The organism is Flavobacterium sp. XS2P24 (assembly GCF_030010285.1).
Classification (GTDB): domain Bacteria; phylum Bacteroidota; class Bacteroidia; order Flavobacteriales; family Flavobacteriaceae; genus Flavobacterium; species Flavobacterium algoritolerans.
Genome location: NZ_JASCRU010000015.1, coordinates 1 through 26,643, shown reverse-complemented (window position 1 = coordinate 26,643; position 26,643 = coordinate 1). Strand labels below are relative to the sequence as shown.

Annotated in this window: 24 protein-coding genes; 11 read left to right on the top strand and 13 right to left on the bottom strand. The window is 33.3% G+C overall.

What is annotated here, in order from left to right:
* Positions 1 to 85 precede the first annotated feature (85 nt).
* The 3 genes from QLS31_RS10760 to QLS31_RS10750 all read left to right on the top strand — a co-directional run bounded on the left by QLS31_RS10760 (position 86) and on the right by QLS31_RS10750 (position 3,463).
* The gene (locus QLS31_RS10760; RefSeq protein ID WP_282743862.1) at positions 86 to 1,204 is read left to right on the top strand and encodes a VWA domain-containing protein; all 1,119 of its coding nucleotides are present in this window, start codon (positions 86 to 88) and stop codon (positions 1,202 to 1,204) included.
* A 38-nt stretch (positions 1,205 to 1,242) separates the two neighbouring features.
* The gene (locus QLS31_RS10755) at positions 1,243 to 2,700 is read left to right on the top strand and encodes an AAA family ATPase (protein WP_282743861.1); all 1,458 of its coding nucleotides are present in this window, start codon (positions 1,243 to 1,245) and stop codon (positions 2,698 to 2,700) included.
* A 169-nt stretch (positions 2,701 to 2,869) separates the two neighbouring features.
* Entirely contained in the window at positions 2,870 to 3,463 is a 594-nt protein-coding gene (locus tag QLS31_RS10750) for a 2OG-Fe(II) oxygenase family protein (RefSeq protein WP_099715357.1), read from the top strand.
* 5 nt (positions 3,464 to 3,468) lie between these two features.
* Here the strand turns inward: QLS31_RS10750 and QLS31_RS10745 are convergent, their stop codons facing one another.
* From QLS31_RS10745 to mnmE, 4 genes are all read right to left on the bottom strand, one after another.
* On the bottom strand, positions 3,469 to 4,029 hold the full coding sequence (locus tag QLS31_RS10745) for a 2'-5' RNA ligase family protein (RefSeq protein ID WP_282743860.1): 561 nt from the start codon (positions 4,027 to 4,029) through the stop codon (positions 3,469 to 3,471).
* 10 nt (positions 4,030 to 4,039) lie between these two features.
* On the bottom strand, positions 4,040 to 5,182 hold the full coding sequence (locus tag QLS31_RS10740; protein ID WP_282743859.1) for a saccharopine dehydrogenase C-terminal domain-containing protein: 1,143 nt from the start codon (positions 5,180 to 5,182) through the stop codon (positions 4,040 to 4,042).
* 294 nt (positions 5,183 to 5,476) lie between these two features.
* Positions 5,477 to 5,959 carry a hypothetical protein gene (locus tag QLS31_RS10735; protein WP_282743858.1) on the bottom strand — a complete coding sequence of 161 codons (483 nt, stop codon included), beginning with the start codon at positions 5,957 to 5,959 and terminating at the stop codon, positions 5,477 to 5,479.
* Between the two features lie 264 nt (positions 5,960 to 6,223).
* Positions 6,224 to 7,612, bottom strand: coding sequence for a tRNA uridine-5-carboxymethylaminomethyl(34) synthesis GTPase MnmE (gene mnmE / locus QLS31_RS10730; RefSeq protein ID WP_282743857.1), 1,389 nt, complete (start codon positions 7,610 to 7,612; stop codon positions 6,224 to 6,226).
* Positions 7,613 to 7,790: 178 nt separating this feature from the next.
* Between mnmE and QLS31_RS10725 the strand changes: the two genes are divergently transcribed.
* The 3 genes from QLS31_RS10725 (at position 7,791) to QLS31_RS10715 (ending at position 11,375) form a co-directional block, all read left to right on the top strand.
* Positions 7,791 to 8,621 (top strand): universal stress protein, encoded by an 831-nt coding sequence (locus QLS31_RS10725; protein ID WP_282743856.1) that lies wholly within the window; start codon positions 7,791 to 7,793, stop codon positions 8,619 to 8,621.
* 83 nt (positions 8,622 to 8,704) lie between these two features.
* Positions 8,705 to 9,538: a universal stress protein gene (locus QLS31_RS10720; RefSeq protein ID WP_282713355.1), complete on the top strand. Its 834-nt coding sequence runs from the start codon at positions 8,705 to 8,707 to the stop codon at positions 9,536 to 9,538.
* A 181-nt stretch (positions 9,539 to 9,719) separates the two neighbouring features.
* Positions 9,720 to 11,375, top strand: a complete 1,656-nt coding sequence (locus QLS31_RS10715; protein ID WP_282743855.1) for a DNA mismatch repair protein — start codon at positions 9,720 to 9,722, stop codon at positions 11,373 to 11,375.
* Between the two features lie 277 nt (positions 11,376 to 11,652).
* Here QLS31_RS10715 and dnaN read toward each other — a convergent pair whose 3' ends face one another.
* The 6 genes from dnaN to QLS31_RS10685 all read right to left on the bottom strand — a co-directional run bounded on the left by dnaN (position 11,653) and on the right by QLS31_RS10685 (position 17,090).
* Positions 11,653 to 12,771, bottom strand: coding sequence for a DNA polymerase III subunit beta (gene dnaN / locus QLS31_RS10710; protein ID WP_099715409.1), 1,119 nt, complete (start codon positions 12,769 to 12,771; stop codon positions 11,653 to 11,655).
* 103 nt (positions 12,772 to 12,874) lie between these two features.
* Complete coding sequence (gldG, locus tag QLS31_RS10705; protein ID WP_282743854.1) at positions 12,875 to 14,560, bottom strand: gliding motility-associated ABC transporter substrate-binding protein GldG; 1,686 nt, start codon at positions 14,558 to 14,560, stop codon at positions 12,875 to 12,877.
* Positions 14,560 to 15,285 (bottom strand): gliding motility-associated ABC transporter permease subunit GldF, encoded by a 726-nt coding sequence (gene gldF, locus QLS31_RS10700; RefSeq protein WP_282718625.1) that lies wholly within the window; start codon positions 15,283 to 15,285, stop codon positions 14,560 to 14,562. Before gldF ends, gldG begins: the two co-directional genes overlap by 1 nt.
* Before the next feature lie 84 nt (positions 15,286 to 15,369).
* Positions 15,370 to 15,666, bottom strand: coding sequence for an antibiotic biosynthesis monooxygenase family protein (locus tag QLS31_RS10695; protein WP_282743853.1), 297 nt, complete (start codon positions 15,664 to 15,666; stop codon positions 15,370 to 15,372).
* 221 nt (positions 15,667 to 15,887) lie between these two features.
* On the bottom strand, positions 15,888 to 16,202 hold the full coding sequence (locus QLS31_RS10690) for a DUF1493 family protein (protein ID WP_282743852.1): 315 nt from the start codon (positions 16,200 to 16,202) through the stop codon (positions 15,888 to 15,890).
* Positions 16,203 to 16,262: 60 nt separating this feature from the next.
* The gene (locus QLS31_RS10685) at positions 16,263 to 17,090 is read right to left on the bottom strand and encodes an SAM-dependent chlorinase/fluorinase (RefSeq protein WP_282743851.1); all 828 of its coding nucleotides are present in this window, start codon (positions 17,088 to 17,090) and stop codon (positions 16,263 to 16,265) included.
* A 183-nt stretch (positions 17,091 to 17,273) separates the two neighbouring features.
* On the opposite strand from QLS31_RS10685, the gene QLS31_RS10680 reads away from it, so the two are divergent.
* The 4 genes from QLS31_RS10680 to QLS31_RS10665 all read left to right on the top strand — a co-directional run bounded on the left by QLS31_RS10680 (position 17,274) and on the right by QLS31_RS10665 (position 22,713).
* Entirely contained in the window at positions 17,274 to 18,224 is a 951-nt protein-coding gene (locus tag QLS31_RS10680; RefSeq protein ID WP_099716327.1) for a PhoH family protein, read from the top strand.
* A gap of 203 nt (positions 18,225 to 18,427) precedes the next feature.
* Positions 18,428 to 19,243, top strand: coding sequence for a Cof-type HAD-IIB family hydrolase (locus QLS31_RS10675; RefSeq protein ID WP_121342119.1), 816 nt, complete (start codon positions 18,428 to 18,430; stop codon positions 19,241 to 19,243).
* A 64-nt stretch (positions 19,244 to 19,307) separates the two neighbouring features.
* Entirely contained in the window at positions 19,308 to 21,656 is a 2,349-nt protein-coding gene (locus QLS31_RS10670) for a prolyl oligopeptidase family serine peptidase (protein WP_282743849.1), read from the top strand.
* Positions 21,657 to 21,759: 103 nt separating this feature from the next.
* Positions 21,760 to 22,713, top strand: coding sequence for a phosphoribosylaminoimidazolesuccinocarboxamide synthase (locus QLS31_RS10665; RefSeq protein ID WP_282743848.1), 954 nt, complete (start codon positions 21,760 to 21,762; stop codon positions 22,711 to 22,713).
* Between the two features lie 72 nt (positions 22,714 to 22,785).
* Here the strand turns inward: QLS31_RS10665 and QLS31_RS10660 are convergent, their stop codons facing one another.
* From QLS31_RS10660 to QLS31_RS10650, 3 genes are all read right to left on the bottom strand, one after another.
* A complete protein-coding gene (locus QLS31_RS10660) occupies positions 22,786 to 23,325 on the bottom strand; it encodes an SRPBCC family protein (protein WP_282743847.1) in 540 nt (179 codons plus the stop codon).
* 23 nt (positions 23,326 to 23,348) lie between these two features.
* Positions 23,349 to 23,810, bottom strand: coding sequence for a DUF1801 domain-containing protein (locus QLS31_RS10655; RefSeq protein WP_282743846.1), 462 nt, complete (start codon positions 23,808 to 23,810; stop codon positions 23,349 to 23,351).
* Positions 23,811 to 23,954: 144 nt separating this feature from the next.
* Positions 23,955 to 25,043: a M42 family metallopeptidase gene (locus QLS31_RS10650; protein ID WP_282743845.1), complete on the bottom strand. Its 1,089-nt coding sequence runs from the start codon at positions 25,041 to 25,043 to the stop codon at positions 23,955 to 23,957.
* Positions 25,044 to 25,125: 82 nt separating this feature from the next.
* On the opposite strand from QLS31_RS10650, the gene QLS31_RS10645 reads away from it, so the two are divergent.
* A complete protein-coding gene (locus QLS31_RS10645) occupies positions 25,126 to 25,803 on the top strand; it encodes a DUF4294 domain-containing protein (RefSeq protein WP_099715420.1) in 678 nt (225 codons plus the stop codon).
* Positions 25,804 to 26,643 lie beyond the last annotated feature (840 nt).

Sequence of the window (26,643 nt, the reverse complement as noted above, 5' to 3'; positions counted from 1 at the left end):
TTTACATCTTGTCTTTATGTTTTTAACTAAAAATTAATAAACGTTTGTATAGACAACATTTTAAAATGATGTAATTTTAAAGTCTATGAAAAATGACAATAAAAAAGGATTTTATTTCAAGCAATACGAAGCCCCATTTCAGTCTCCGTTTGATAAGCTCTTTGGGATTTTGAAAGAATTAATTACACATACTTCGGGAGATTTTGATGAAGCAATCGACTGGTTGCGTGAATTGGACAAAGAATATAAACTTACCGATGAACATTATACTATTGATGATTTTATCGAAGATTTAAAGAAAAAAGGATACATCCGCGATGAACTCAAAGATGATGGAACTTCTGGAATTGGCATAACAGCCAAAACCGAACGTGCCATTCGGCAACAAGCTTTAGATAACATCTTTGGTAACTTAAAACGATCGGGAAGCGGGAATCACAAAACAAAACATTCCGGGAACGGAGATGAGCATACGGGAGAATTTCGGGAATTTCATTTTGGTGACGGACTGGAACGAATTTCTTTGACCGAAAGTTTACGTAATGCCCAAATCAATAATGGAGTTGCTGATTTTATGTTGACCGAAAATGATTTGGTTGTTGAAGAAACCCAATTCAAATCCCAAATGAGTACGGTTTTGATGATTGACATCAGTCACAGTATGATTTTGTATGGTGAAGATAGAATTACACCAGCCAAAAAAGTAGCAATGGCTCTTGCTGAGTTGATTACGACACGTTATCCAAAAGATACTTTAGATATATTAGTTTTTGGAAATGATGCCTGGACAATCGCAATCCGGGATTTACCGTATTTGAAAGTGGGGCCGTTTCACACCAATACCGTGGCCGGTTTACAACTGGCTATGGATATTCTGCGTCGCAAACGAAATACGAATAAACAAATTTTCATGATTACCGATGGAAAACCAAGTTGTGTTCGCGAAAAAGACGGTTCTTATTATATGAACAGTAATGGACTAGACGAATATATTGTCGATAAATGCTATTCCCAAGCGCAACAAGCAAGAAAATTACATATTCCAATAACAACTTTTATGATTGCCAGCGATCCGTATTTACAGCAATTTGTCGATCGATTTACAGAAGCCAATCAAGGAAAAGCGTTTTACACCGGATTGAAAAGTTTGGGCGAAATGATTTTTCAAGATTACGAAACCAATAGAAAGAAGCGGATAAAATAAAGGTCAATTGCAATATCAATATCAATAAAAAATAATAAATGAATACTATAAAAACACTCGGAGAATTAAAAAAATCAGGTTACGAAAGCAAAACTATAAAAGATGAATTGCGTTCTAATCTTAGAGAAAAAATAAAATCAGGAAAACCAACATTTGAAGGCGTTCACGGTTTTGAAAACACCGTAATTCCGGAATTAGAGCGAGCTATTTTGTCTCGTCACAACATCAATTTATTAGGTCTTCGCGGTCAAGCCAAAACAAGATTAGCACGCAAAATGATTGAATTATTGGATGAATACATTCCGTTTGTGACTGGTTCAGAAATTAATGACGACCCTTTACAACCGATTTCGCGTTTTGCTAAAGATATTATTGAGATTAAAGGTGATGAAACTCCAATTTCCTGGTTGCACCGAAGCGATCGTTTTTTTGAAAAATTAGCCACACCAGATGTAACCGTTGCGGATTTAATAGGTGACGTCGATCCTATAAAAGCAGCCAATTTGAAACTCTCTTATGCTGATGATCGTGTGATTCATTTTGGGATGATTCCAAGAGCCAATCGTTGTATTTTTGTAATCAATGAATTGCCTGATTTACAGGCGAGAATTCAAGTAGCGTTGTTTAATATTCTGCAAGAAGGAGATATACAAATTCGTGGTTTCAAATTAAGAATGCCACTGGACATGCAATTTGTTTTCACCGCAAACCCCGAAGATTATACCAATCGTGGCAGTATTGTGACACCATTAAAAGACAGAATAGGTTCCCAAATCTTAACGCATTATCCAGATACAATAAAAATTGCGAGAACTATTACGGAGCAAGAAGCGAAACTGGATGTAGTACAAAATGATATGGTTTACGTTCCTTCTTTGGCAAGGGATTTATTGGAACAAATTAGTTTTGAAGCAAGAGAAAGCGAATACATTGACAACAAAAGTGGCGTGAGTGCCCGATTGAGTATCACGGCTTTTGAGAATTTATTAAGCACAGCAGAAAGAAGAGCCTTGAAGTCAGGGGCGGATAAAACTACTTTGCGTTTGTCTGATTTTATGGGAATTATTCCTGCCATTACTGGTAAAGTAGAATTGGTTTATGAAGGAGAGCAGGAAGGAGCGGCCGCTGTGGCGCAGCATTTATTAGGTGATGCCATTCATACTTTTTTCCCTGCTTATTTTCCAAAAATTGAGAAATTAGAGAAACAAGACGAGAAAACACCTTACACAGATATCATTGAATGGTTTTTTGCTGAAAGTGGTTTCGAATTATTAGATGATTGTTCCGATGAGGAATATGAAAGAATCCTTGGAAGTATTGTGCCACTTGAAGTTTTAATCAAGAAATACCAACCGCAATTGGAAAAAGAAGATAAATTTTTCATGAAAGAATTTATTCTTTGGGGATTGGTAGAATACAAGAAACTGAGTAAAGACCGTTTCTCCGAAGGCTATCAGTTCAAGGATATTTACGGAAGCTTCATCAGTAAATTATAAGTATTTAAAAGGGTTTGGATTCATTTCTAAACCCTTTTTTCTTATAATTTATTACAATGAAAAGAATGAATTAGAAATAAATAATTTTATTTATTTCATAATCAGTCTCTAACGGTTTTTATTAGTCTACCTTGTCCCGTTGGCCGTCTAAGCAGTCAATAAAACAGACATGGAAAATAGCTTTGAAGCTTTGATTGCTACTTATATTGAAAATAAGGTAGGTATATCCGAACATTTTTTGAGTACCAATTTGGCCAATAATCTAAAACAAAATTTGATTGTTTTGAATCAGAAAAGTCTGTTGATGGAAGCAGGAATTGGCAATTCTGAGAAAGTTTCTTATGATGGTGCGATACGAAGTGATTCTATTTATTGGTTGGATAAAAAGCACAACAACGCATTCGAAAACGAATTTTTTGCGCAAATAGAAGCATTTATTATCTATCTGAACCAAAGCTGTTATGCAGGAATAACGGGTTATGAATTTCATTATTCGTTGTATGAATCGGGTGATTTTTATTTAAAGCATTTGGATCAATTCAAAAACAATCCCAGCCGAAAATACTCTATGATTAGTTATTTAAATAGCAATTGGCAAGAAAGTGACGGTGGCGAATTGCTGATTCATCAAGCAGATAACAATCAAAAAATTGCTCCTACACAAGGAAAAACTGTTTTCTTTAAAAGTGATGAACTGGTTCACGAAGTTTTGCTAACCCAAAATACCAGAATGAGTATTACAGGTTGGTTGAAGAGTGATTAATTTTCCTAAAAAAGTGTTCCCTGTATACCTTCGGTTTTTGGATTGTTGTTGAATTTAAAGGAATCAGTTACTACAAACTGTTTTGTAGTATCATCAAATTTTCGAAAAACAATAGTATCACATAAAAAAGAAGTGTTTATTGTCGTAAATAAGTGTTTTGCTATTTCAAGATTTTCAGGTTTAAGTTTGCGGCCAATTGATATATGAGGATTACTACTTTTTTCCATTTTTAGGGAACGAAGCGATTGAATAACTTTTTTCATTATCACTTTTAGCTTGATTTTGGAATCTTCATTGGGAGTAATAACAAAAGCGCCATTGGAATATGAATCAAAATCATTCAGGTAAACTTCAAAAGGTTCAAAAGAATCACATAACAGGTTTAGTTTATTTTTGATAATTTCAATTGAAGCGTCAGTAGCTATGAATTCACAAATCGTAATATGAGTCACAGAATTTTTACTGTTAAACCAGCCCACTTCCTCGGCCAATTGTTCTTTCATCGATTTAACTAAAGCTATAACTGCCTCCGAAGGATATATCGCAACAGAATATTGTTTTTCCATACTTTACCATTTATATTTTTCCGTAAACGTTTAAAATATAATTACCGTTTAAAAAAGATTTTGAATCTATTTGGCTTTGCAAGATAACTCCGTCATGAGGAGTTTCGAGTAATAATTGTGCTGCTTGCGCTAGTGGTGCTGCGGTTGTTGTTTGGATGGCTCTCAATTGATGTTTTCCCACTTTTTGTGGAAGTATGCATTTTGCAATCTCTCGTCTGCGTAAAATTCCTGTTGCATCTTTGCCTTCTACGGCCGCATACAAAACAATTTTGTCATCTTCAATATGGGGAATTACAGCTTCCATTTTTTCTTGTAAACCTTTAATTGCGTCAGCAGTATTTCCTAAATTAGTAATTTGCTCTTGTATCCAAGCATAATGTCCCGGATGTCGTAAGGTTTTGTAATCAAGTGAACAAACCTTTCCAGATAATGCATCAGGCAAATCTGCCGCTCCTCCAGAAGTCAGGTCTTCTTCGTAGGTGATTCCATCAATTATAATGTTTTTTCTTTCGGATAAAGAGGGTAAGGTTGTTTTAATAAAGTTTCTAAGTACAATGGTATCTTCCATATATTCGGTAGCAACGCCCACAGGACTCCAAGTAAATCCGTAAAAATGTGGTGCAACGGCATGATTGGTCAGTGCGCCAACTTTAAATTCTAATTTATCAATTTTATCTACTTCAAAGTCAGTACAAAACTGTTGAAAAAGACCATTTGCTAGTAAATCGATATAACCAGGAGCTAACCCCGTTTGGAGTATAAACCCGGTATTGGCATCTTTTGCCAAAGCTATTATTTCTGCTGTTTCTGCTACATATTCCGTCAGATTGGCGTAATGAAGCTTATAATCTTTGGCAAACTGTGCTATTCGTGGTGCCTGGCTACCCGGTAAGCAGTCTAGAATGATATCTCCTTGACGTAAGATTGCTATCATTTCATCCGTAAGGTCTTTTTCGGCAAGGTGAAAATCTTTAATAAATCCCGATTTTGTAGTTCCTTCTTGAATCCATTGGGCAACTTTTTTTGCTTTTGAATGGGTTCTGTCACCAATAAAAAGACTAGGAGTTATTCCGCTCCATTCCATCAATAATAGGCCTACAGCTTCGGCAATGCCACCGGCTCCGGCTATAATAATAGTGTGATGTTTTTTCATATACTAAAGATACTGTTTTTTCGTGGTTGATCATTTGATTTTTATGGTAATCAGATTGTTTGGGTGTGCAGTTTCTCTGTCAAGGATAGTAAAGAAAAGCCCGTAAAGGAGTATGGACTTATTCCTGCGGACTTGTATTGAATAGCCTGGTAGTACAGTAAAATAAACATAATAAGTTGTATACTAAACTAAATAGAAGTATAATTATAACTTTTTTCTATTTCTAGAGTACTTTTATATGTTTAGTTTAATTATTTGTTTCAGAAAAAACATAGAATTCCCTTATCTGTTTTATCATTCAGAGATACAATCAATAGTTGTGAATTTAAATTTTACACGTTCAAAATCTATAGGAGAGCCTTTGACAAAATAAGTGGCACCCATAGTGGTTTGCATTTCTCCATTACCTAAAATAAGTTGGTTACCTCGTTTTAGAAATGCCATTGGGTTTTTAAATGTTACTTTTTTATTATCGCCCTGAATGAAGGTATAGCTGGCAAATAATGTATCTCCACTGAATTCTCCTGCAATTTTGCCAACTTTTTGGGGCGTGTTAAAAAATTTTATCACCATATCGCCGGTTATTTTTCCGTTTTTTAAAGTGTTCATTTTTAAATCTATAGTATCCTTTTCATACAAAGCTTTATAGCATTGGACACTTATCGGTTTTTCAGCCAGGATTTGTTTAGCCTTAACGACTTCTTCGTTTTTATTTTTTTTACAGCTTTGGAATCCTATACAAGCAAACATCAAACAAAAAAGAACTGGAGTTTTCATAATAGTAAATGTTTAGTTTATAAAAAAGTAATAAGGATTGCTAATTTACGCATAAATAGCTTGTAGTAGTAAAGATTTGATGGCATTTAATAATGAATGATATTAATTTTTCATTTCTTTCTGTCAATCTAATACCTTTTTATAGAAATATTTAGTAGTTGTGATATCTTTTTTTAAGGTCAAAAGATTTTTTCTAAAGATTTCTCATTTGCTTCGAATAAGGTTTCTAAATTACTATTCCTTAATTCATTTAAATTTGGGTAATTACTTCCCGATGCAGAAATTAGCAAAAATATTACCAAGTAATTCATCATTGGTTACTTGCCCGGTTATCATCCCAAAATGATATAAGGCTTCTTTAATTTCCAGAGCCATTAAGTCGCTGGATAAGTTGGTTTCCAGTCCGTATTTTACTTTTTGTATTTCATCTAAAGCTTTCAGTAATGAATCGTAATGTCTTGTATTAGTTACAATTGTTTCATTATTACGTAATGCTCCAGTGTTGACAAATGATAGCAATTGATTTTTTAAATCCTCAACGCCCAGTTTTTCTTTTGCAGAAATAAGTAAGATTTCGGGAATTTCAGATTTTATATTTTGGATTTCACTGTCTTCTAGTTTGTCGGCTTTATTACCAATAATTACAAGCGGTTTCAATGGAAATTGATTTTTAATTTTCTCCAATTCTACTTTCAACTTTAAACCTGAAACTTTAAACTCCGAACTATCAAACAGAAAAACGACTACTTGAGCTTGTTCTATTTTTTCGAACGTTTTTTTGATTCCAATGCTTTCTACCACATCTTGAGTTTCCCGAATCCCAGCCGTATCGATGAATCTAAATCCGATTCCGCCAATCACTAATTCATCTTCAATAGTATCACGTGTAGTTCCTGCAATTTCCGAAACAATGGCACGTTCTTCATTTAATAAAGCATTCAAAAGAGTAGATTTCCCTACATTAGGTTCGCCAACAATAGCTACTGGAATTCCATTTTTGATGACATTTCCCACCGCAAACGAATCGATTAATCGTTTTAGAACAAATTCAATTCTGTTTAATAATTCATGAAATTGTGTTCTGTCGGCAAATTCTACATCTTCTTCAGCAAAGTCTAATTCGAGTTCGATTAGTGACGCAAAATTCAATAGTTCTTCTCTCAGTTTCGCTATTTCATTAGAAAAACCACCACGCATTTGCTGCATCGCAATCTGGTGCGAGGCTTCATTGTCTGATGAGATTAAATCGGCAACCGCTTCTGCTTGTGATAAATCGAGTTTTCCATTTAAAAATGCTCGTAGCGTAAATTCACCAGCATCTGCCATGCGACAACCTTTTCGAAGTAATAACTGAATAATTTGTTGTTGAATATAGGTCGAACCGTGGCAGGAAATTTCAATCGTGTTTTCGCCAGTATAGGAGTTTGGTCCTTTGAAAATGGACACCAAGACTTCATCCAAAGTTTTGGTATTGTCCACAATATGACCCAAGTGCAACGTATGTGTTTTTTGTGCTATTAAATTTTTGTTTTTAATGGATCGAAAAACAGAATCACCAATAGTAATGGCATCCTCACCGGAAATTCGAATTACGGCTATTGCTCCGGCTCCCGAAGGAGTTGCCAGTGCTACTATGGAATCTTGAGCTATCATATTTTTATTCAATTTTATGCAAAAGTAAGTAAAATTGACAACGCAACAAGACCTGCTTATTAAACCATTAACTTTATTTTTTGTTAAAAATTAGCCAAACTGATAATTATCATATTATTTTATTTTTTCTTTCGTAAATTTATATAGATTATTGATTTGCAGTAAATTAGTAAATATTATGAAAAAAATCCTATTTCCAACAGACTTTTCAGAAGTATCTAAAAATGCATTTATTTACGCATTAAAATTGGCAGATTCCTTAGATGCTGAAATTATTACTATGCACGTTTATCAATTGCCACAGGCGAACTATGTTAATGTTTCAGAATACTTACATGAAATTTATGATGTTACAGAGTTGAGTAATTTTGAAAACTACAAAGATGAAGTTCCCATTTTAAGGCATATTGCCGAAGAAAATAATTTAGGTAAAGTAAAAATTAGCCATGTTTTAATTTTAGGAAATTTAATTGATGAAATCCAAAAAATTACAAAGCATGAAAATATAGATTTTATAGTAATGGGTACTAAAGGCGCGACGGGTTTAAAAGAGACTTTTTTAGGGACTGTCGCCACAAAAGTGATGAATGACGTAAAAGCAGTTGTTTTAGCTATTCCTGAGCGTTGTAAATACCAACCCATAAAAAATTTACTTTTCATTACAGAATATAAACCTGAAGATATTGAATCCTTTATACGGGTTATGGCTTTGGCCAAAGTATTTCAGGCCCATATTGATTGTTTGCGTGTAGAACCGCCACATCGTGAAAATAAGAATGATTACATGAAGGATTGGAATGACTTAATTAAAAACCACAATATTGCTTTGCATTCCATTTCAGGCGATGATGTTGAAGGTATAATATTAAATTTCATGGATTTACATAAAATTAATATGATTGCAATGCATGTGTATCATAAAAATTTCTTTCAAAAATTATTTGAAATCAGTCTTTCAAAAAAATTAGCATTTCATGTCAATGTGCCTATTCTGGCGATTCACGAGTGAATTTAATTTTGATATATTCAAAGAATCGAAAAAATAATTCAGTAATTTATTTTAGTAAATGAACCATTTTAATACTTAATAAAATGAAAAAAATTCTATTTCCAACAGATTTTTCTGAAGTCGCCACAAATGCTTTTGTCCATGCTTTAGAATTTGCAAAAATAGTTCAGGGAGAACTCGTTTTATTGCACACATTTGAATTGCCAATATATGACAACCAGTTTTTCCCTGAAAATTATGCTGTCATTTATGATTCTTTAGAGTTGTCCCAATTTGATATGTTTAAGGACGAAATCCCAAAATTGCGCGCCATAGCCGAAGAACGTCATTTGGATAAAATTAAAATGGCACACAGGCTTATGGATGGAGATTTACTTTTTAACATCAAAAGATCGATTAAAGAAGACAAAATAGATTTTGTAATAATGGGTACTTCTGGAGCTACCGGATGGGATGCTTTTTTTGTAGGCACAAATGCGGGAGCTGTAATCTCAGGAATTGATGTCCCAATGTTATGTGTACCAGCTGAAGCAAAATTCAAAAAAATAGAAATCATCGGATTTACAACCCGTTTTAGAACCAAAGATAAAAAAGCACTAAAAATGGTTTTGGATATTGCTAAAAAAACAAAAGCCAAAGTGAAATGTCTTTATGTAAAAACCAGTGATTCTGATGTTTCAAAAGATACTGTGGCTAAATGGGAAGAAGAATTTATTAATGAACCAGTAGAGTTTTTTGTGATAACGAGCGATGAAGTCAAAGAAACAATTTTGGACTTTATCATGTATAAAGAGATTGATATTTTGACGATGCTCACCTATAAAAGAGGTTTTTTTGAAGCGATTTTCAAACCTAGTCTAACGAAAAAAATAGCGACAAATTTTGATATTCCAATTTTAGCGATTCATGTTGATTAGTGTATTAAATTGGCTTTCACCCGAGATCTAATTTGCTATATTTGTCATTCATTCAAATGAATTATGGAAATATACAAAGTCAAAAAAGAAGCGTTTTCAGCAGTATTAAATGGAATTAATAAAAAGTACAATAGTATAAGCATATTACGATTGCTGGCTATTGTATTTTTTTTTGGTATCTATGTATTATTACATCAAAAACAGTGAAATTATTTTCATTGTTTTGTCAGTGCTTCTTTTTGGATTGTTTGTGTTCTTGATGCGCATTCACACCAAATTACTTTTCCGAAAGCAAGTCAATAAAGCGCTATTAGAACTCAATCAGAATGAAATTTCCTATCTGGAAAGAAACAAAATCCCTTTCGAAAACGGACAGGAATTCAATGATTTTCACCATCCGTATGCGTATGATTTAGATATTTTTGGAGAACATTCTTTGTTCCAAAACCTGAATAGAACTGCTACTTATATTGGTAAAAAAACATTGGCAAACCAACTTTTAACGCTTTTACCAAATGACGAAATTGTCAGAAATCATAAAGCAGTAAAAGAATTATCTAAAAAAATAGATTGGCGTCAGGAATTTTTGGCTTTCGCCAAAATAAGTAATGATAGTCAATCGAGTTATGAGACTTTGCTCAAGTGGAGTATATTTAATAGTTCGCCTTTATCCAAAATCAGTATTTTTATATCTTACTTTTCACCACTTCTTTTTCTTGGGGTTTTGATTGTCTATTTAGTGACTTCTAATATCATTTTTGCTTCTGTTTTATCGTATTTGTTTGTATTTAATTTAATCGTTTTGGGTCGATTTATAAAGCGAATTCAAATCGAAATTGCCAATTCTACTAATATTGATAAAACCATTCATCAATATAGTTTGTTGCTTCAGAAGATTGAAGAAGAGTCTTTTCAGTCGGAAAAACTAATCGATTTGCAACAAAAACTAACCTTTAAAAAAGAAAATGCCAGCGTTCATTTCAAACAATTAGCCGATTTATTTTCGAAAATGGACAGTATCTCGAATTTAGTAACCGCTGTTGTATTCAATGGAACTTTTCTTTTTAATCTGCATGTTTTAAAATCTTTAATTAAATGGAAAAACGACCATAGGGCGGCGTTGGAAGATTGGTTAGAAGTTATCGGTGAATTCGAAATGTTGAACAGTTTGGCCAATCTTTCTTATAATAATCCGGAGTTTGTATATCCAACATTGAACACGAATTTTGAAATTGATTTTACAGATTTAAGTCATCCATTACTAAATAAAAAAACCAGAATAGGGAATGACGTGTGTTTTCAACCGCAATCATTTATGATTTTAACGGGTTCTAATATGTCAGGAAAAAGTACATTTTTGAGAAGTTTGGGAATCAATATGGTATTGTCAGGAATGGGTTCACCGGTTTGTGCCAGCCAAGCAAATGTGCATCCGTTACTAGTTTTAGTTTCCATGCGATTATCGGATTCGTTGTCTGATAGTGAATCGTATTTCTTTGCAGAAATAAAACGCTTAAAGCAAATTATGGATGAACTGGAAGACAGACCCGCTTTTGTTTTGCTAGATGAAATATTACGCGGAACCAATTCAGATGATAAACGAAATGGAACAATCGAAGTAGTTAAAAAAGTGATTGGTAAAAAAGCAGTTGGAGCCATTGCTACACACGATATTGAAGTTTGCCTGACTACAAATGAATACCCAAATATATTGACTAATAAATGTTTTGAAGTAGAAATTATCAATAATGAACTTCATTTTGATTACAAACTTCGAGACGGAATCTGTAAAAACAGAAGCGCTACGTTCCTGATGAAAAAAATGGGAGTGATTTAGTTAGTATTCAGTGTTCAGTTTGTCTTTGCGAGGAACGAAGCAAACCCACTAACACGAGCAATCATAGCTAATCATTGAAGATGTAAATACGATATGAGATTCATCCTTCGTCGGAATGACAAAAATACAAAAGTAATAAAAGCAAAAAACCGTCTCAATAAATCGAGACGGTTTTTTAAATATAAAAATGGTTTGGTTAATAGCGTATTTGTTATGCAATGGTAAGTATTATATTTCAATTTTAAAAATCAAAATATAACAATTTAAAAATATAATGTTAACTGTTCAGCATTACTGGCATTACAAGCATGGTAACAGTTTCACCTTCTTCTAATCCATCAACAGGAGTAAGGATTCCAGCTCTGTTTGGTAATGACATTTCAAGCATAATCATATCCGATTGCAAGTTAGTCAACATTTCAGTCAAGAAACGAGAATTATACCCTATTTGCATATCATCCCCTTGATAATCACAAGTCAATCTTTCTTCGGCTTTATTGCTATAATCAATATCTTCAGCAGAAACATTCAATTCTGCACCAGCGATTTTCAAACGAATCTGATGTGTTGTTTTATTTGAAAAGATGGCAACACGACGCACAGAACTCAAAAATTGAGAACGGTCAATCATCAATTTATTTGGATTCTCTTTTGGAATTACCGCTTCGTAATTTGGATATTTTCCATCAATTAAACGACACATTAAAACATAATTGTCAAAAGAAAAAGTAGCATTTGAATCGTTATATTCAATTTTTACTTCAGCATCTGAAGTTCCAAGAATATTTTTTAAGATGTTCAAAGGTTTCTTTGGCATAATGAAATCAGCCACTTGAGAAGCGGTTACATCAGTACGCGCATATTTCACTAATTTGTGAGCATCAGTGGCTACAAAAGTCAATCCTTGTGGCGAAAACTGGAAGAATACACCAGACATTACCGGGCGTAAATCATCATTTCCGGCAGCGAAAATAGTTTTGCTTATGGCTGTTGCCAAAACATCAGCAGGAACAAGTGTTACAGATGGATCGTCTAAGTTTACCGATTTTGGAAATTCGTCTCCAGGAGCATAAGCTAAAGCATATTTTCCAGAATTAGAACTGATTTCTATCGTACTGTTTTCTTCAACCGTGAAAGTTAAAGGCTGTTCCGGGAATGTTTTAAGGATTTCCAAAAGCAATTTTGCAGGGACAGCAACGCTTCCTTTACTTTCTGAATCAATTCCTAAAGTAGCAGACATGGTTGTCTCTAAATCAGAAGCAGAAACCGTTAGCACATTATGGTCTAAATCAAATAAAAAGTTATCTAAAATAGGCAAAGTATTACTGCTGTTGATAACGTTACCTAAAACTTGTAATTGTTTCAATAAGTACGAACTCGATACTATAAATTTCATCTGTTTTGTTTTATTTTTTAAGGTATTTCTTTAATTCAGAAATACGATACATTTTACAAATATATCGTAAACTATTCTAGTTTGGAAACTTTTTTATTAACATCTATTTGCTGTATTTTCTTTTCCGAAGGAAAGTAAATACGACACCAAAAAGACCTAAAATAAGAATTGGAAGCCCGATAGTTAGGATTTGTGTTCGGGTATAGTTTTCATAAACTTTTTCTTTATCCAATAAAGGCAAATCAAGATCTTTACTTCGAATGTTAATAAGTCCAGTATCATCCAATAGATAATTCACGCAATTTATGAGGAAATCTTTATTATCATACAAATTACCGGATCTTTGGTCATAACCTAATTCTATCGCTTGAAAGTTTTTATCCAATTGGTTTTTTATCAAATCTCCATCTGATATTACAATCATTTTGTTCTCTTTTCCTGTGGCTTGAAATGTTTTTTGTTCAAAAGGCAACACTCTATTTTCAAACATGGAATGGAACGAGCCTTCCAATAAAACCGATAATGGAATCTTTCCTTTGTTCAAGTAATCAGCAGGCGAAGTTTCTTCGGTAACGATATTCAAATTGACTTCTGTTGGAGTTCCTATTTTTTTAGAATACTGTGACGATTGCAACAAAATGGTTTTCTTAATTCCGTTTTTTAAGGTGTCAATTGGATTCGCAAAATCAAATTTGATTCCACCTAAGTTTTTCACAATCGGATGCAAACTGTTTGGATAAACCTGTGGAGCAAATTTCCAGTTGAATTCCTGAAATTGAGTAGCACTTCCTTGTTCCCCGGTGGCCAGTTTTATGGAACTTCCTTGTTCATCTTTTACTAAATCAGGATTGATTCGGATTCCGTATTTAAAGAACATATCATTCAAATTCAAATCTTTTGGATAGGCCAAAGTGGCTCCGGATGAATCGTACAAACTATCCATTTCTGCCGTAACTTGATCAATCAACCACAATGTTTTTCCGCCGTTGATGATAAATTGGTCTAAAACCTGCTTCTCCGCATCAGTAAATGTTTCGGTAGGTTTTGCAATAACAGCCAAGTCATATTTTTCTAAAGCTTCCAGACTTTCTATTGGACTTTTGGCAACCGAATCTAATGTAAATGGGCCAATATGGTAACTTTCGCGTACTTGCAAAAGAAATTTAGCCATCAAAACATCTTGCAATTCTCCATTTCCTTTGATAACAGCGATTTTCTTTTGTTTAGCTTTAGTAACTTTATTCAAAGCCTCTGCAATTGAGTATTCCAAATGCTGAACAGATCCAATCACTTTTTGGGTAGTTGTTGCGCCCATAATGTTTTTCAACAATGGAATATTAACTTCCTTATTGTCATAAACGGCAATTGCCCAAGGAAAAACCATTGCTTGGGATTGCTTTCCTTTGTCGTCAACGGTTATGTTTATTGGTGTAAGCCCTTTTCGATACAACTCTTTAATGTTGTCCATGCTGGCGTCTTCGTTTTCCAAAGGATCTACGAATTCAAAAACAATATTTTTGTTGTATGCTTGGAATTCTTCTAATAATTGCTTCGTTTCTTGTTGTAAACGTTTGAATTCAGCCGGCAAATCACCTTGCATATATACTTTTATAGACAACGGATTTTGTACTTGCTTGATGATATTCAAAGAAGTAGGGGAAAGTGTGTATCTTTTATCTTTTGTCAAATCAAAACGATGAAAAAAGGAACTTCCTATTACATTCGCAAGCACTACAATTGCAAGGATAATCAATACTGATTTTAGGTTATTTTTCTTAGAAGTAGTCATTACGATTTGAAAGATTTTAGATTATAAACAGTAAATGAAAGAAAGACAACGGTTATGCTTGTAAAATAAAGAATATCTCTTGTGTCTAATACGCCTCTGCTCATACTTTTGAAATGATCTTGCATTCCTAATGAGGCAATTATGGAAGATACATTTGGAACAACAGAAGCCAAACCTTCAAATCCAAAATAGAAGAAGAAACATAAAAATACCGCAACAATAAAAGCTACAATCTGGTTATCAGATAATGTTGATGTAAAAATTCCAATAGCTGAATACGCAGCAATCAGGAATAATAATCCAAAATAAGAACCAATTGTGCTTCCCATATCGAGATTACCTTCCGGTATTCCTAAACTGGAAATAACGGCTACATAAATGAATGTTGGAATAATTGCCATTACAATTAAAAGCAAAGCGCCAAGAAATTTTCCGTTTACAATTTGCCAAATACTCAATGGTTTCGTCAGCAATAACTCTAATGTTCCTTGTTTTTTTTCATCCGAAAAACTACGCATGGTTACCGCGGGAATTAGGAATATCAAAATCCAGGGCGCCAAGGTGAAAAATGGACTCAAATCAGCAAAACCGGTATTCAAAATATTGTACTCTCCTTCGAAAACCCAAAGAAACAATCCGTTAATAATTAGAAAAATGGCAATAACTAAATAACCTATAGGCGAACCGAAAAAGGATTTTATCTCTCGTAATACTATTGATTTCATTTGTTTTTTTGTTTAAAGTTTCAAATGTTTAAGGTTTAAAGTTCCCAATCCAACAACTTTAAACCTTAAACTTTAAACTATTTTTTATTCTAAAGTAACTATTTTATCCACGCTCCACGCTTCTGGTTTGTCGTTGAATAATTTCTTGGTGAATGTCCAAACATCGTAAAAAAGTTCGGAATTTCTGTAATTTTCTAAATCAGTTTCGGTTTCCCAATAGCTGTAGGTAAAGAAAATGCTTTTATTGTTTTTATCCTGATACAATTCTAAGAAACGATTTCCGGGCGCATTTCGTATTTTATCTTTCATTAAATCAAAGTTTTCTAAAAAAGCAGGGATATGTTCCTCGTGAAAACTCAATTTTACTATTCGTACAAACATTTAGATTTATGATTTTAGATTAACGATTTATGATTTCAGATTTTGCAATTAGTTAAGAACAAATGTGACATCTTCTCTTAAATGGAACTTTCCTTGAATTTTAGATGTAATTAAATCTCCCATTGTTAAATCAATTTTATCTGATTTGTATTCCTTAATAAAGAAATTGAAACTATGTATTTTATCTGAATATTTTTTTGTAAAAGGTTTAAAAAATAAATTTAAAATAAATTTAAAATAAATTTTAAAATATAAAGAGGCAAAAATAATAAGGTGCATATATTGGAGTAAAAACTAAATAATTTACCCTCACTTTCAAAATGTTCATAATATTTAAAATCTGAAAAATCTAAATTATATTTTGTAATAAAATCTTCTAACATATCATAATTGTCATCTCCCCAAAGACTTAAATCATTTGCAACTTTTGATTTGTTATAAATTTTTTTTTCTCCAGATTCTTTTTGAAGAAATTGTTGCACTTCAAGATAATTTTGTTTTAGATTTTTAAAACTTATTTTTATAACTGTTTTCATATTGTCTTGCTTTAAATCTGAAATCATAAATAGTTAATCTTCAATCAAAAATCAAAAAAATTATCTGAATATTATATTTATTATATCTCTATAACTCAATCCCAATAAACTATTTGCCGAACCAACTTTAGAAGGATTGCTTCTAAAAATTGCAATTTCAAGAAAACCTGCTTCGTTGAAAATGGCTAATTTTTCGCCTTCGTAGGACTTGATAGGATATTTATCAGAACTTGCAATTGCGGAATAGTTGGGCAAAATTGTTTTGATATTTTTGGTTTTCAAAACAATTTCATACGGTCTTCCTTTGGCAACTTCGATAAAATATTTTTTAGAAATATTGGTAATTACATTCCCGAAATGGTCAATGTAAATCACATGACCTTTTAATGAATTCCCATCATCCGAAATTGTGGCTTGCAAATTTGTAACTTGCTTAATTGTATTTATTTCTTTACCAATGACGTTCATTAAACCGCCTTTGGCTAAATGGCAGGCTACTTTTACAAATACATCCAGATCAGTAGCTTCACTTGGCAAACGATCGTGAATATTGATTGCGACCATTTTTTGCGGAACAATTTTTTGCGAAAGCATACTTAAAATCCCATTATCGGCGGCAATAAAATAATGATTGTTCCATTGCATCACAATATGTTGATTCTCTTTATTCGATTCCATATCCACTCCTACAAGATGAACCGTGCCTTTTGGAAAGCTCGCGTAGGATCCTCCAATAATGTAACTTGCTTCTACCGTGTTGAATGGATCAATATCATGTGAAATATCAATAATTAATGCTTCGGAATACTCAGACAAAATTTTCCCTTTCAACGCACCTACAAAGTGATCTTTCAAGCCGTAATCGGTAGTTAGGGTAATTATTGACATAAATTTGTTTATAACTATTTGGTGTTATGTAAACCTAATTTTATTAAATTTGAGAAGTGCAAAGCTAATAATAGTAAACTCAAAAAACGAAAAACAAAAAACAATTTCTATTTAAAAAAAAGAAATATACCCGACAGCCAATTGATTTATAAAAAAATTAATTCTAATTTAAAACTACCTCATTTGAACGAAAGAATAATCGAGCTCATAGACATCGCTCCAAAAGACTTTTGGGGCGCTCAAGACACTCATCTTGAAACAATTAAAAAATACTACCCAAAATTAAAGATTGTCGCTCGGGGAACAACTTTAAAAGCTTTTGGAGAAAAAGAGGTTTTAGACGAGTTCGAAAAACGTTTTCAGCGGTTAATGCTTCACTTTACACGCTACAACACTATTGATGACAATGTTATTGAACGTGTTATTCTAAGCGACGGTCAAGACGAGAGAAGAGCCTTGGGACATGATAAAATTTTAGTACACGGAGTAGGAGGGAAAATCATCAAACCTATGACACCCAATCAACAATTGTTGGTGGATACCATGGAAAAGAATGATATGGTTTTTGCTGTAGGACCTGCTGGAACCGGAAAAACGTATACCGGTGTTGCTATGGCTGTGAAAGCATTAAAAGAAAAACAAGTTAAACGTATTATACTTACACGTCCAGCGGTTGAAGCAGGGGAGAACCTTGGTTTTTTACCCGGCGATATGAAAGAAAAATTAGACCCTTACATGCAACCTTTGTATGATGCTTTGCGCGATATGTTACCTAACGAAAAACTGGAAGATTATATTTTAAAGGGAATTATTCAAATAGCGCCATTGGCATTCATGCGTGGTAGAACGTTAGATAATGCTTTTGTAATTTTGGATGAAGCACAAAACACTACGCATTCCCAAATGAAAATGTTCTTAACACGTATGGGTAAAAGTGCTAAATTTATGATTACCGGAGATCCTGGACAAGTTGATTTACCACGAAGAACCATTTCCGGACTTAAAGAAGCTTTATTGGTTCTTAAAGATATTGATGGAATTGGAATCATTTATCTGGATGACAAAGACATTGTACGTCACCGATTAGTCAAAAAAGTGATTGATGCTTATAAGATGATTGAGAATAACGATTAAGAAAAAATAAGTTACTTAGATACAAAGTTTTATGAAGCGGAAAGCAAGTTCATTTTCAATAGAAAAATGATTTGTTTTTCGCTTCACTATTTTAAAGTAAAAATGGATTTTCTTTACGGATTAAAATAAAAATCAATCGATTCCTTTTGTATCTCTTCAAAATGCAATAAATTTGGAATTAATAAAATGTCAGTCGAAAAGAAATGATTTTAAAAGAAAAAATTAAAGTAGTAATTAGTGATTTAGATGGAACTTTACTCAATTCAGATCACAAAATTTCCCAATATACCAAAACTGTTTTTCAAGAGCTCCACAATCAAAATTATTTAATAATTGTAGCAACTGGCCGCCATCACTTGGATGCAATGCCTATCGTTGCAGGATTGAATGTTCCACTTTATTTAGTTACCTCAAATGGAGCACGCATCCATTCTCCTGAGAAAGAACTTCTTTTTTCTTTTAATATGGAAAGTGATGCTGTTAAATCGGTCTTGTCTTTAGATATTGACCCTGAAATTACAACAGTATTGTTCAGAGAAAATGTTTGGCAAACGAATAAGAATAATGAAAAACTAAATAAATTTCAACCAGAAGTAAACTATCATCCTGAACTTGTGGATTTTGATAGTTTAGAAGATTTGAGCGCTATAAAAGTATTCTTCACACACGAAAAACATTCGAAATTAATTGAATTAAGAGATCAAATTCTAGAAAATCACACAGGCCTTTTTAGTCATGCTTTTAGTCTTCCGCTTTGTTTGGAATTTATGGACAAATCAGTAGACAAAAGTGTTGCGATTGCAAAAATTTTAGAAAAAGAAAATCTTGTTTTTCAGGAAGCAATATCTTTTGGTGATGGATATAATGATGAAAACATGCTTAAATCTTCGGGTAAAGGTTTAGTTATGGGAAATGCACCGGATAGTTTGAAAGATAAACTTTCTCATTTAGAAGTGATTTCAACTAATGATAATGAAGGAGTTGCAAAATATATAGCAGAGCAAATATTAAATAGTTAAAAGTCTTTAAATAAGTACTTTTTAAAATGATTTTAGAATCCCTTTTTTTAATAAAAACAGTAAAATGAATAAAAAAATAATCCTTGTTATCTGTGTTTTGTTTTCCATAACATTCCAAAGCCAAGCGCTAAAACTGGAAGAAATTATGAAAGGCAATGCTTTTATTGGTGCGCAACCAGAAAATGAAAGATGGTCTTTAGATGGTCAAAAAGTTTATTTTGATTGGAATCCAAATAATGAATTGGGTACAAGTACTTATTTTTGGAAAAATGGATTATCAAAACCCGAATTAGCATCGCCAAATGAAGCTGCTTTTTCAAAATTAGATTTGAAAAAGACGACCAACCCTGATTTGTATTATTATATCGATAAAGGAAGATTATTTTCGTATTCCTTAAAAAGTAAAACTTCAAAAAAACTTTACCAACAAAGCAGTCCGATTGCTAATTTACAAATGGGTGCTGTGCCTGGAATACTTTATTTCAGACAAAATGAAAACCTCTTTCAGTTGAATACCAATGAAGGATCGATTATTCAAATCACTAATTTCAGAAGAGGAAAAGGAGAAGATATAGCTGTTGAAAAAGAATCTTTTTTAAAAAGTCAACAAGAGGAATTATTCCAATTTGTCAGAGATCAAGAAGCGTTGAAAAAATGGAATTTAGCAAAATCGAAAACTACAAAATCTGATTTTCCAAAACCGTATTATTATGGAAAAAACACTTTTGGAAACTTAAAAGTAGATCCAAAAGGTAATTTTGCGACTTTCAGATTAATAGAAGATTCAGAACGTAAGAATGAAAAAATGGAACTTTTCATTACTGCCGATGGGTACAATCAAATTGAAGATACTAAAGAGAAAGTTTCAGTAGATAATTTGTTAGCAACCAAATTCGGAGTGTATAACATCGCCAAAGATTCTGTTTATTTCGTAAATTTTTCATCATTAAGTCACATTCAGGATGTTCCTAAATATTTTGAGTTGTATGAAAAATCAAAAACTACAGAAAAAAAGAACAAACTAATTGTGGTTCAGGAACCTGTTTACAATGAAAATGGTTCTTATGCCATTGCCGAAATCAGAAGTCAGGATAACAAAGACCGATGGATTGTTAGTTTAAATTTAGAAAATGGAACTTTCCAGGAATTAGATTATCAACATGATGAAGCTTGGATTGGCGGACCCGGAATCCCTTCAAATTCATACGGAAGAGGAACGCTAGGATTTTTGGGCGACAACGAAACTGTTTATTTCCAATCTGAAGAAACCGGTTATTCTCATTTGTACACTTACAATTTAAAGTCAAAAAAGAAAACACAGCTGACCAAAGGAAATTGGGAAGTGCGTAACGAGAGTTTGTCAAAAGATAAAAAGTCTTTTTATTTGACCACAACGACTACGCATCCGGGAAACAGAAATTTCTATAAATTGGAAGTTTCTAATGCCGTTTTACAACCTATTTTAACTAAAGATGGCGCTCATGAAGTGAGTTTGTCTCCAGATGAAAGCACATTATTGGTGCGTTATTCGTTTAAAAATAAACCTTGGGAATTGTATGTAGCGCCTAATAAAAAGAATACAAATTTAAATCAGATAACGTCTTCAACCTCGGAAAGTTTCAAAGGATATTCTTGGCGTGAACCGGAAGTAATTACTTTCAAAGCGCAGGATGGAACTCCTGTAAATGCCAGATTATACAAGCCACAAACTGCCAATGGGAATAAAGCTGCAATCTTGTTTGTTCATGGTGCCGGTTATTTGCAAAACGCGCATAATTATTGGAGTACATACCACAGAGAATACATGTTTCATAATTTATTGGTTGATTTGGGTTATACTGTTTTGGATATTGATTATAGAGGAAGTGATGGGTACGGGCGTGATTTTAGAACAGGTATTTACCGTTTTATGGGCGGAAAAGATTTGACAGATCACATAGACGGAAAGAAATATCTAGTAGAAAATCATGGAATTGACGCATCAAGAGTTGGGATTTATGGAGGTTCTTATGGTGGTTTCATCACGTTGATGGGAATGCTGACTACTCCTAAAGAGTTTGCTTCGGGTGCTGCTTTGCGTTCTGTAACTGATTGGGCACATTACAATCATGGGTATACCGGAAACATTCTTAATTTTCCGGAAACAGATCCGGATGCCTACAAAAAAAGTTCACCAATCTATTTTGCAGATAATTTACAAGGAGATTTATTGATGCTTCACGGAATGGTAGATGACAATGTAGAGTACAAAGATATTGTTCGTTTGTCTCAGCGTTTTATCGAATTAGGCAAGAAAAAATGGAGTTTATCCAGTTTCCCAGTGGAAGCGCATGGTTTTAAAGAAACCTATTCTTGGGTTGATGAATACAGCCGAATCTTAAATTTATTCAACGATACGTTGCTTAAAAAATAACTTTAGAGATAAAAATGAAATTTAAGAGTTCTGTTCTTTGCGAAACTCTATGAAATAGTTTTAAATTTGCAGGAACAAAAAATAAACACACACAACTATTATAATGAGCAATACAATCACAACTACAAATTTTAATTTTCCAAACCAGAAATCGGTTTACCGCGGTAAAGTAAGAGAAGTTTATAATATCAATGATGAACTTTTGGTTATGGTAGCTACAGACAGGCTTTCGGCTTTTGATGTAGTTTTACCAAAAGGAATTCCATATAAAGGTCAAATTTTAAACCAAATTGCTACTAAATTCATGGAATTGACTGAGGATATTGTTCCAAACTGGTTGATTGCAACTCCTGATCCTAATGTAGCTGTGGGGCATTTATGTGAGCCTTTTAAGGTAGAAATGGTAATCCGTGGTTATGTTTCAGGTCATGCCGCACGTGAATATGCGCTTGGCAAAAGAGAAATTTGTGGAGTGACAATGCCTGACTATTTGAAAGAAAATGATAAATTCCCGGAACCTATTATTACGCCAACAACCAAAGCTGATAATGGAGAACACGATGCGGATATTTCTCGTGAGGATATTTTATCGAAAGGAATCGTTACTGAAGAAGATTATATAGTTTTAGAAAAATTTACAAGAGATTTATTTCAAAGAGGAACTGAAATTGCAGCAAGCCGTGGTTTGATTTTGGTTGACACCAAATATGAATTCGGTAAAACTAAAGAAGGCGTAATTGTCTTGATTGACGAAATACACACACCAGATTCTTCTCGTTATTTTTATGCTGAAGGATACCAAGAAAGACAAAATAATGGTGAAGAACAAAAGCAATTGTCTAAAGAGTTTGTTCGTCGTTGGTTAATCGAAAATGGTTTTCAAGGATTGGAAGGACAACAAATTCCAGATATGACTGACGAATACATTGAAACTGTTTCTGAAAGATACATCGAATTATACGAAAATATTTTAGGAGAGAAATTTGTAAAAGCAGATATCACCAATATAGATGAAAGAATAGAGAAAAATGTTTTGGAATATCTAGCCAACAGATAATATACTTTTTGCAAATAAAAAAACCGTCTCGTTTTAAAAACGAGACGGTTTTTGTTTTTATTGAAAATACGGTTATTCTTCTAAAACTGCTTTTAGGTTATTCAATCCATCTTGCAAATCTTTTCCAAGCATTTCTTCCATATTCATTATTGGCAACATTAAATTCATTGGATAAGGCATTTTTCCTTCAAAACCCCATTTTACTTTGGTTTGATTTGCAGAAATAGCTTCGGTTATCATATACGCATTATCGTTAGACTCAAAAGGAACTTTGAAACGCAGTTCAAAATCGATGCGTTTGCCTTCAACGATTTTTTTGATTTCCTGTTCGCCAACACCTACATTTTTATCTTTGCTATCCCAACCCGCAATAGCACCAACGGTTCCGTCAGTTCCGGTGAATGTTTTCTTCATTGCAGGATCTTTTGAAGACCAAACGCTAAAATTATCTTGATTTTTCAAATATTTTATATAGTTGAAAACACTGTCCTTGGGCTTGTTGATTGTAATTTCTCTTTCTACTGCATATTCTTTTGGCAGAAATAAAGCAATTAATAATGCCAAAACAATGATTCCAAATAATCCTAAAAGAATTTTCTTGATGATGTTCATGATTTTTAATGTTAAGTTAATGGTTATTTTGATTTTATAATTTGAGATTCGTAGCAGGTAATCCATTCTTGAACAGACATTTTTTGTGCGAGCTCAGCAATTAATTCAAATGGAATTTGATCTGCCTTCTTAAATCGGATGCAACTTTTTCCCATGTCTAATTTTTGTGTGCTGTGTTTTGGATATTCGGTGACAAACCAATTCAGTAATTCGGGATTAGCATAAATACCCATATGATATATCGCGATGAAATTTTTCTGGGAAGCAAAACTCATAAATGGTAATGGTAATTCAGGATTGCAATGATAGCCATTTGGGTAAATGGAATGTGGAACAACATAACCAATCATGCCGTATGTCATTTGTTCAACAAATCCTTTTGGAATATTTTTTAGAATAGTTTCTCTAAGTTTTTTAAGAGCATCTTTTCTTTCTTCGGGGATCTCTTCTAAATAAGCGGAAACTGTGGTGGCGGTTGATTGCATTTTTAAGAATTGTTTGAGTAAAGTTAATAAAAAAACCGCAATCCATAATTTGAACTGCGGTTTTTAGCCCCGATAAAAGTGGAAATCCTTTTCCTTTTTTTTAAAGGAAAAGATTATAACGGATAGCGGGATTAGCTCCAAAAGCTATTTGAAATAAGAGAATGTTTCTTCGGTTTCTAATTTCAATAAGGTTTCATAAATTAATTTAATCACATTTTCAACGTCATCACGATGTACCATTTCAACCGTGGTATGCATATAACGCAACGGCAAGGATATCAAAGCCGAAGCCACGCCACCATTACTGTAAGCAAAAGCATCGGTATCTGTACCCGTAACACGTGACGAAGCCAATCTTTGGAACGGAATTTCTTTTGCCATAGCAGTTTCTAAAATCAATTCTCTCAAATTATTTTGAACAGCAGGCGCGTACGTTACTACAGGACCTTTACCAATTTTTGTGTCACCTTCAATTTTCTTTTCGATCATTGGGGTAGTGGAGTCATGACAAACATCAGTAACAATAGCTACGTTTGGTTTGATGGTTTTGGTAATCATTTCGGCACCGCGAAGACCTACTTCTTCCTGAACCGAATTCGTGATATACAATCCAAAAGGAAGTTTTATTTTGTTTTCGTGCAATAAACGAGCTACTTCGGCTATCATGAAACCACCCATACGGTTGTCAATTGCGCGACAAACAAATTTGTTATCGTTCAAAATCATGAATTCATCAGGATACGTAATTACACAACCTACATGAACACCCATTTTATCAACCTGTTCTTTGGTTTCGCAACCAATGTCAATAAATAGATTGTCAACTTTTGCCACTTCTTCCTTTCCTCTATTGCGAGTATGAATAGCCGGCCAACCAAAAACACCTTTTACAATTCCTGCTTTAGTATGAATATTGACACGTTTTGAAGGTGCAATTTGGTGATCTGAACCACCGTTTCTAATCACATAGATTAATCCATCATCAGTGATATAGTTTACATACCATGAAATTTCGTCAGCATGCCCCTCGATCACTACCTTATAAGGTGCATCCGGATTTATAATTCCAACAGCAGTACCATAAGTGTCCGTTATAAAAGTATCCACATAAGGTTTTAAATAGTCCATCCATAATTTCTGTCCACCACTTTCATATCCGGTAGGTGATGCATTATTAAGATAGTTTTCTAAAAACTCAAGCGATGACTTGTTTAATATTGATTTAGTGCTCATAAAATTATTTTTTTGCTAAATTATAAATTTGGCATTACAGTTGTGTATATAATGTATAATTTTGGCAATTAAATTTTCCTATATGAAGCTAATTAAATTTTTGTTGTTTTGTCTATTTGTCACTCTGTCGGTTAATGCGCAGGTAATACCTCAGGATACCACAAAGATGGGGTATGAGTTAGAAGATGACGAATCTATTCTTAATGATACGATCCAATTACCGGAAGTCTTAATATATAAGGAGAAAATGGATCCCGAAGCAAGAAAGCAATTCCTAATCCTTCAAAATCGTGTTTATAAAACCTATCCTTATGCAAAGCTGGCTTCTGAGAGACTGTCAAATCTAAATAAAGGAATGGCAAACCTTAAAACAAATAAGGAGAAAAAAAGATACTTTAAGATAGTAGAAAATTATTTGAGTGATGAGTTCGAAGCTAAACTTAAAAAGCTTTCTCGTAAACAAGGTCAAATATTGGTAAAGTTAATTCATCGCCAAACAGGTACTACAACCTATGAATTGGTGAGAAACCTTAAAAGTGGCTGGAAAGCATTTTGGTCTAATACTGCTGCAAGTATGTTTGATATTAATTTAAAAACAAAATATGCGCCTTTCGATGTTAATGAAGACTATTTGATAGAAACTATATTAGTACGGGCATTTGATTCCGGAAGATTGCAAAACCAGAATCCTGCAAAACCGGTTGATTATAGTAATCTAACTGATTCCTGGGAGTCCAGAGCTGAGAAGCTGAAAAAATAATAAAACAATTTGTGCGTTCCTCCTTAATATAAAGAAAGGCGATTCTCTTAGTGGAGAGTCGCCTTTCTTTATATTAAGGAGGCGGGCTATTCGCTACAAGTCCTCGTCCCGCCAAAAAATAAGGCGGTACTGTGGGCTATTCGCTGCTATCCCTAACGCGAACTTTGGATAAGTAGAGCTTTTTGTTGTTTTGATGTATATTTTGTGACCTTATATATAGGAGAGAATAGAAAAGAGAAGTTTGTTATTATAAAGGTATAGTATAAAACCATTTTATTAATCCAGAGCATTTTTTTTGTTAGCGTACTAGTAAGGTAAGCTGTTTCCAAGGAGCAAAGTGAAGTGTTAGGCTGTATAAAAGATAAAGAACCAGAATTCCCCAAGATTTTATAAAGAATGGAAATTCAATTTACAGGGGTCTCACCATACAAAAATGGGGTTTTTGCGAGTAAAAAGTGTTGATGGGAAGTTAAAAGGCAGTTTATCATAAAAAACTTTTGTGTTTCAAGAATCATGTTTTCAGGGAGTTAAAGATTGGGTTGCGAAAACATGAAAAAAAGGTTTAAAAAAGCTTGTAAAAGCGAATAAAGGTGCTACTTTTGCACCCGCAATGACGCAGACATTCTTTAGAAGACTGACAAGTAAACTGGATTGAGAGAGGGAATTTATTTTCAAAAAAGATTCAGAAAAGCTTGTGAGATTAGAAAGAGCTTATTACATTTGCACCCCGCAAAACGCTCAAAGTTCCTTGACAAGCTGATAAGAAAACGGTAGTAAAACGGAGATAAAAATTTCCAAAAAAAACTTCAAAATTTTCTTGCCAGTTAAAAAAGAAGTTGT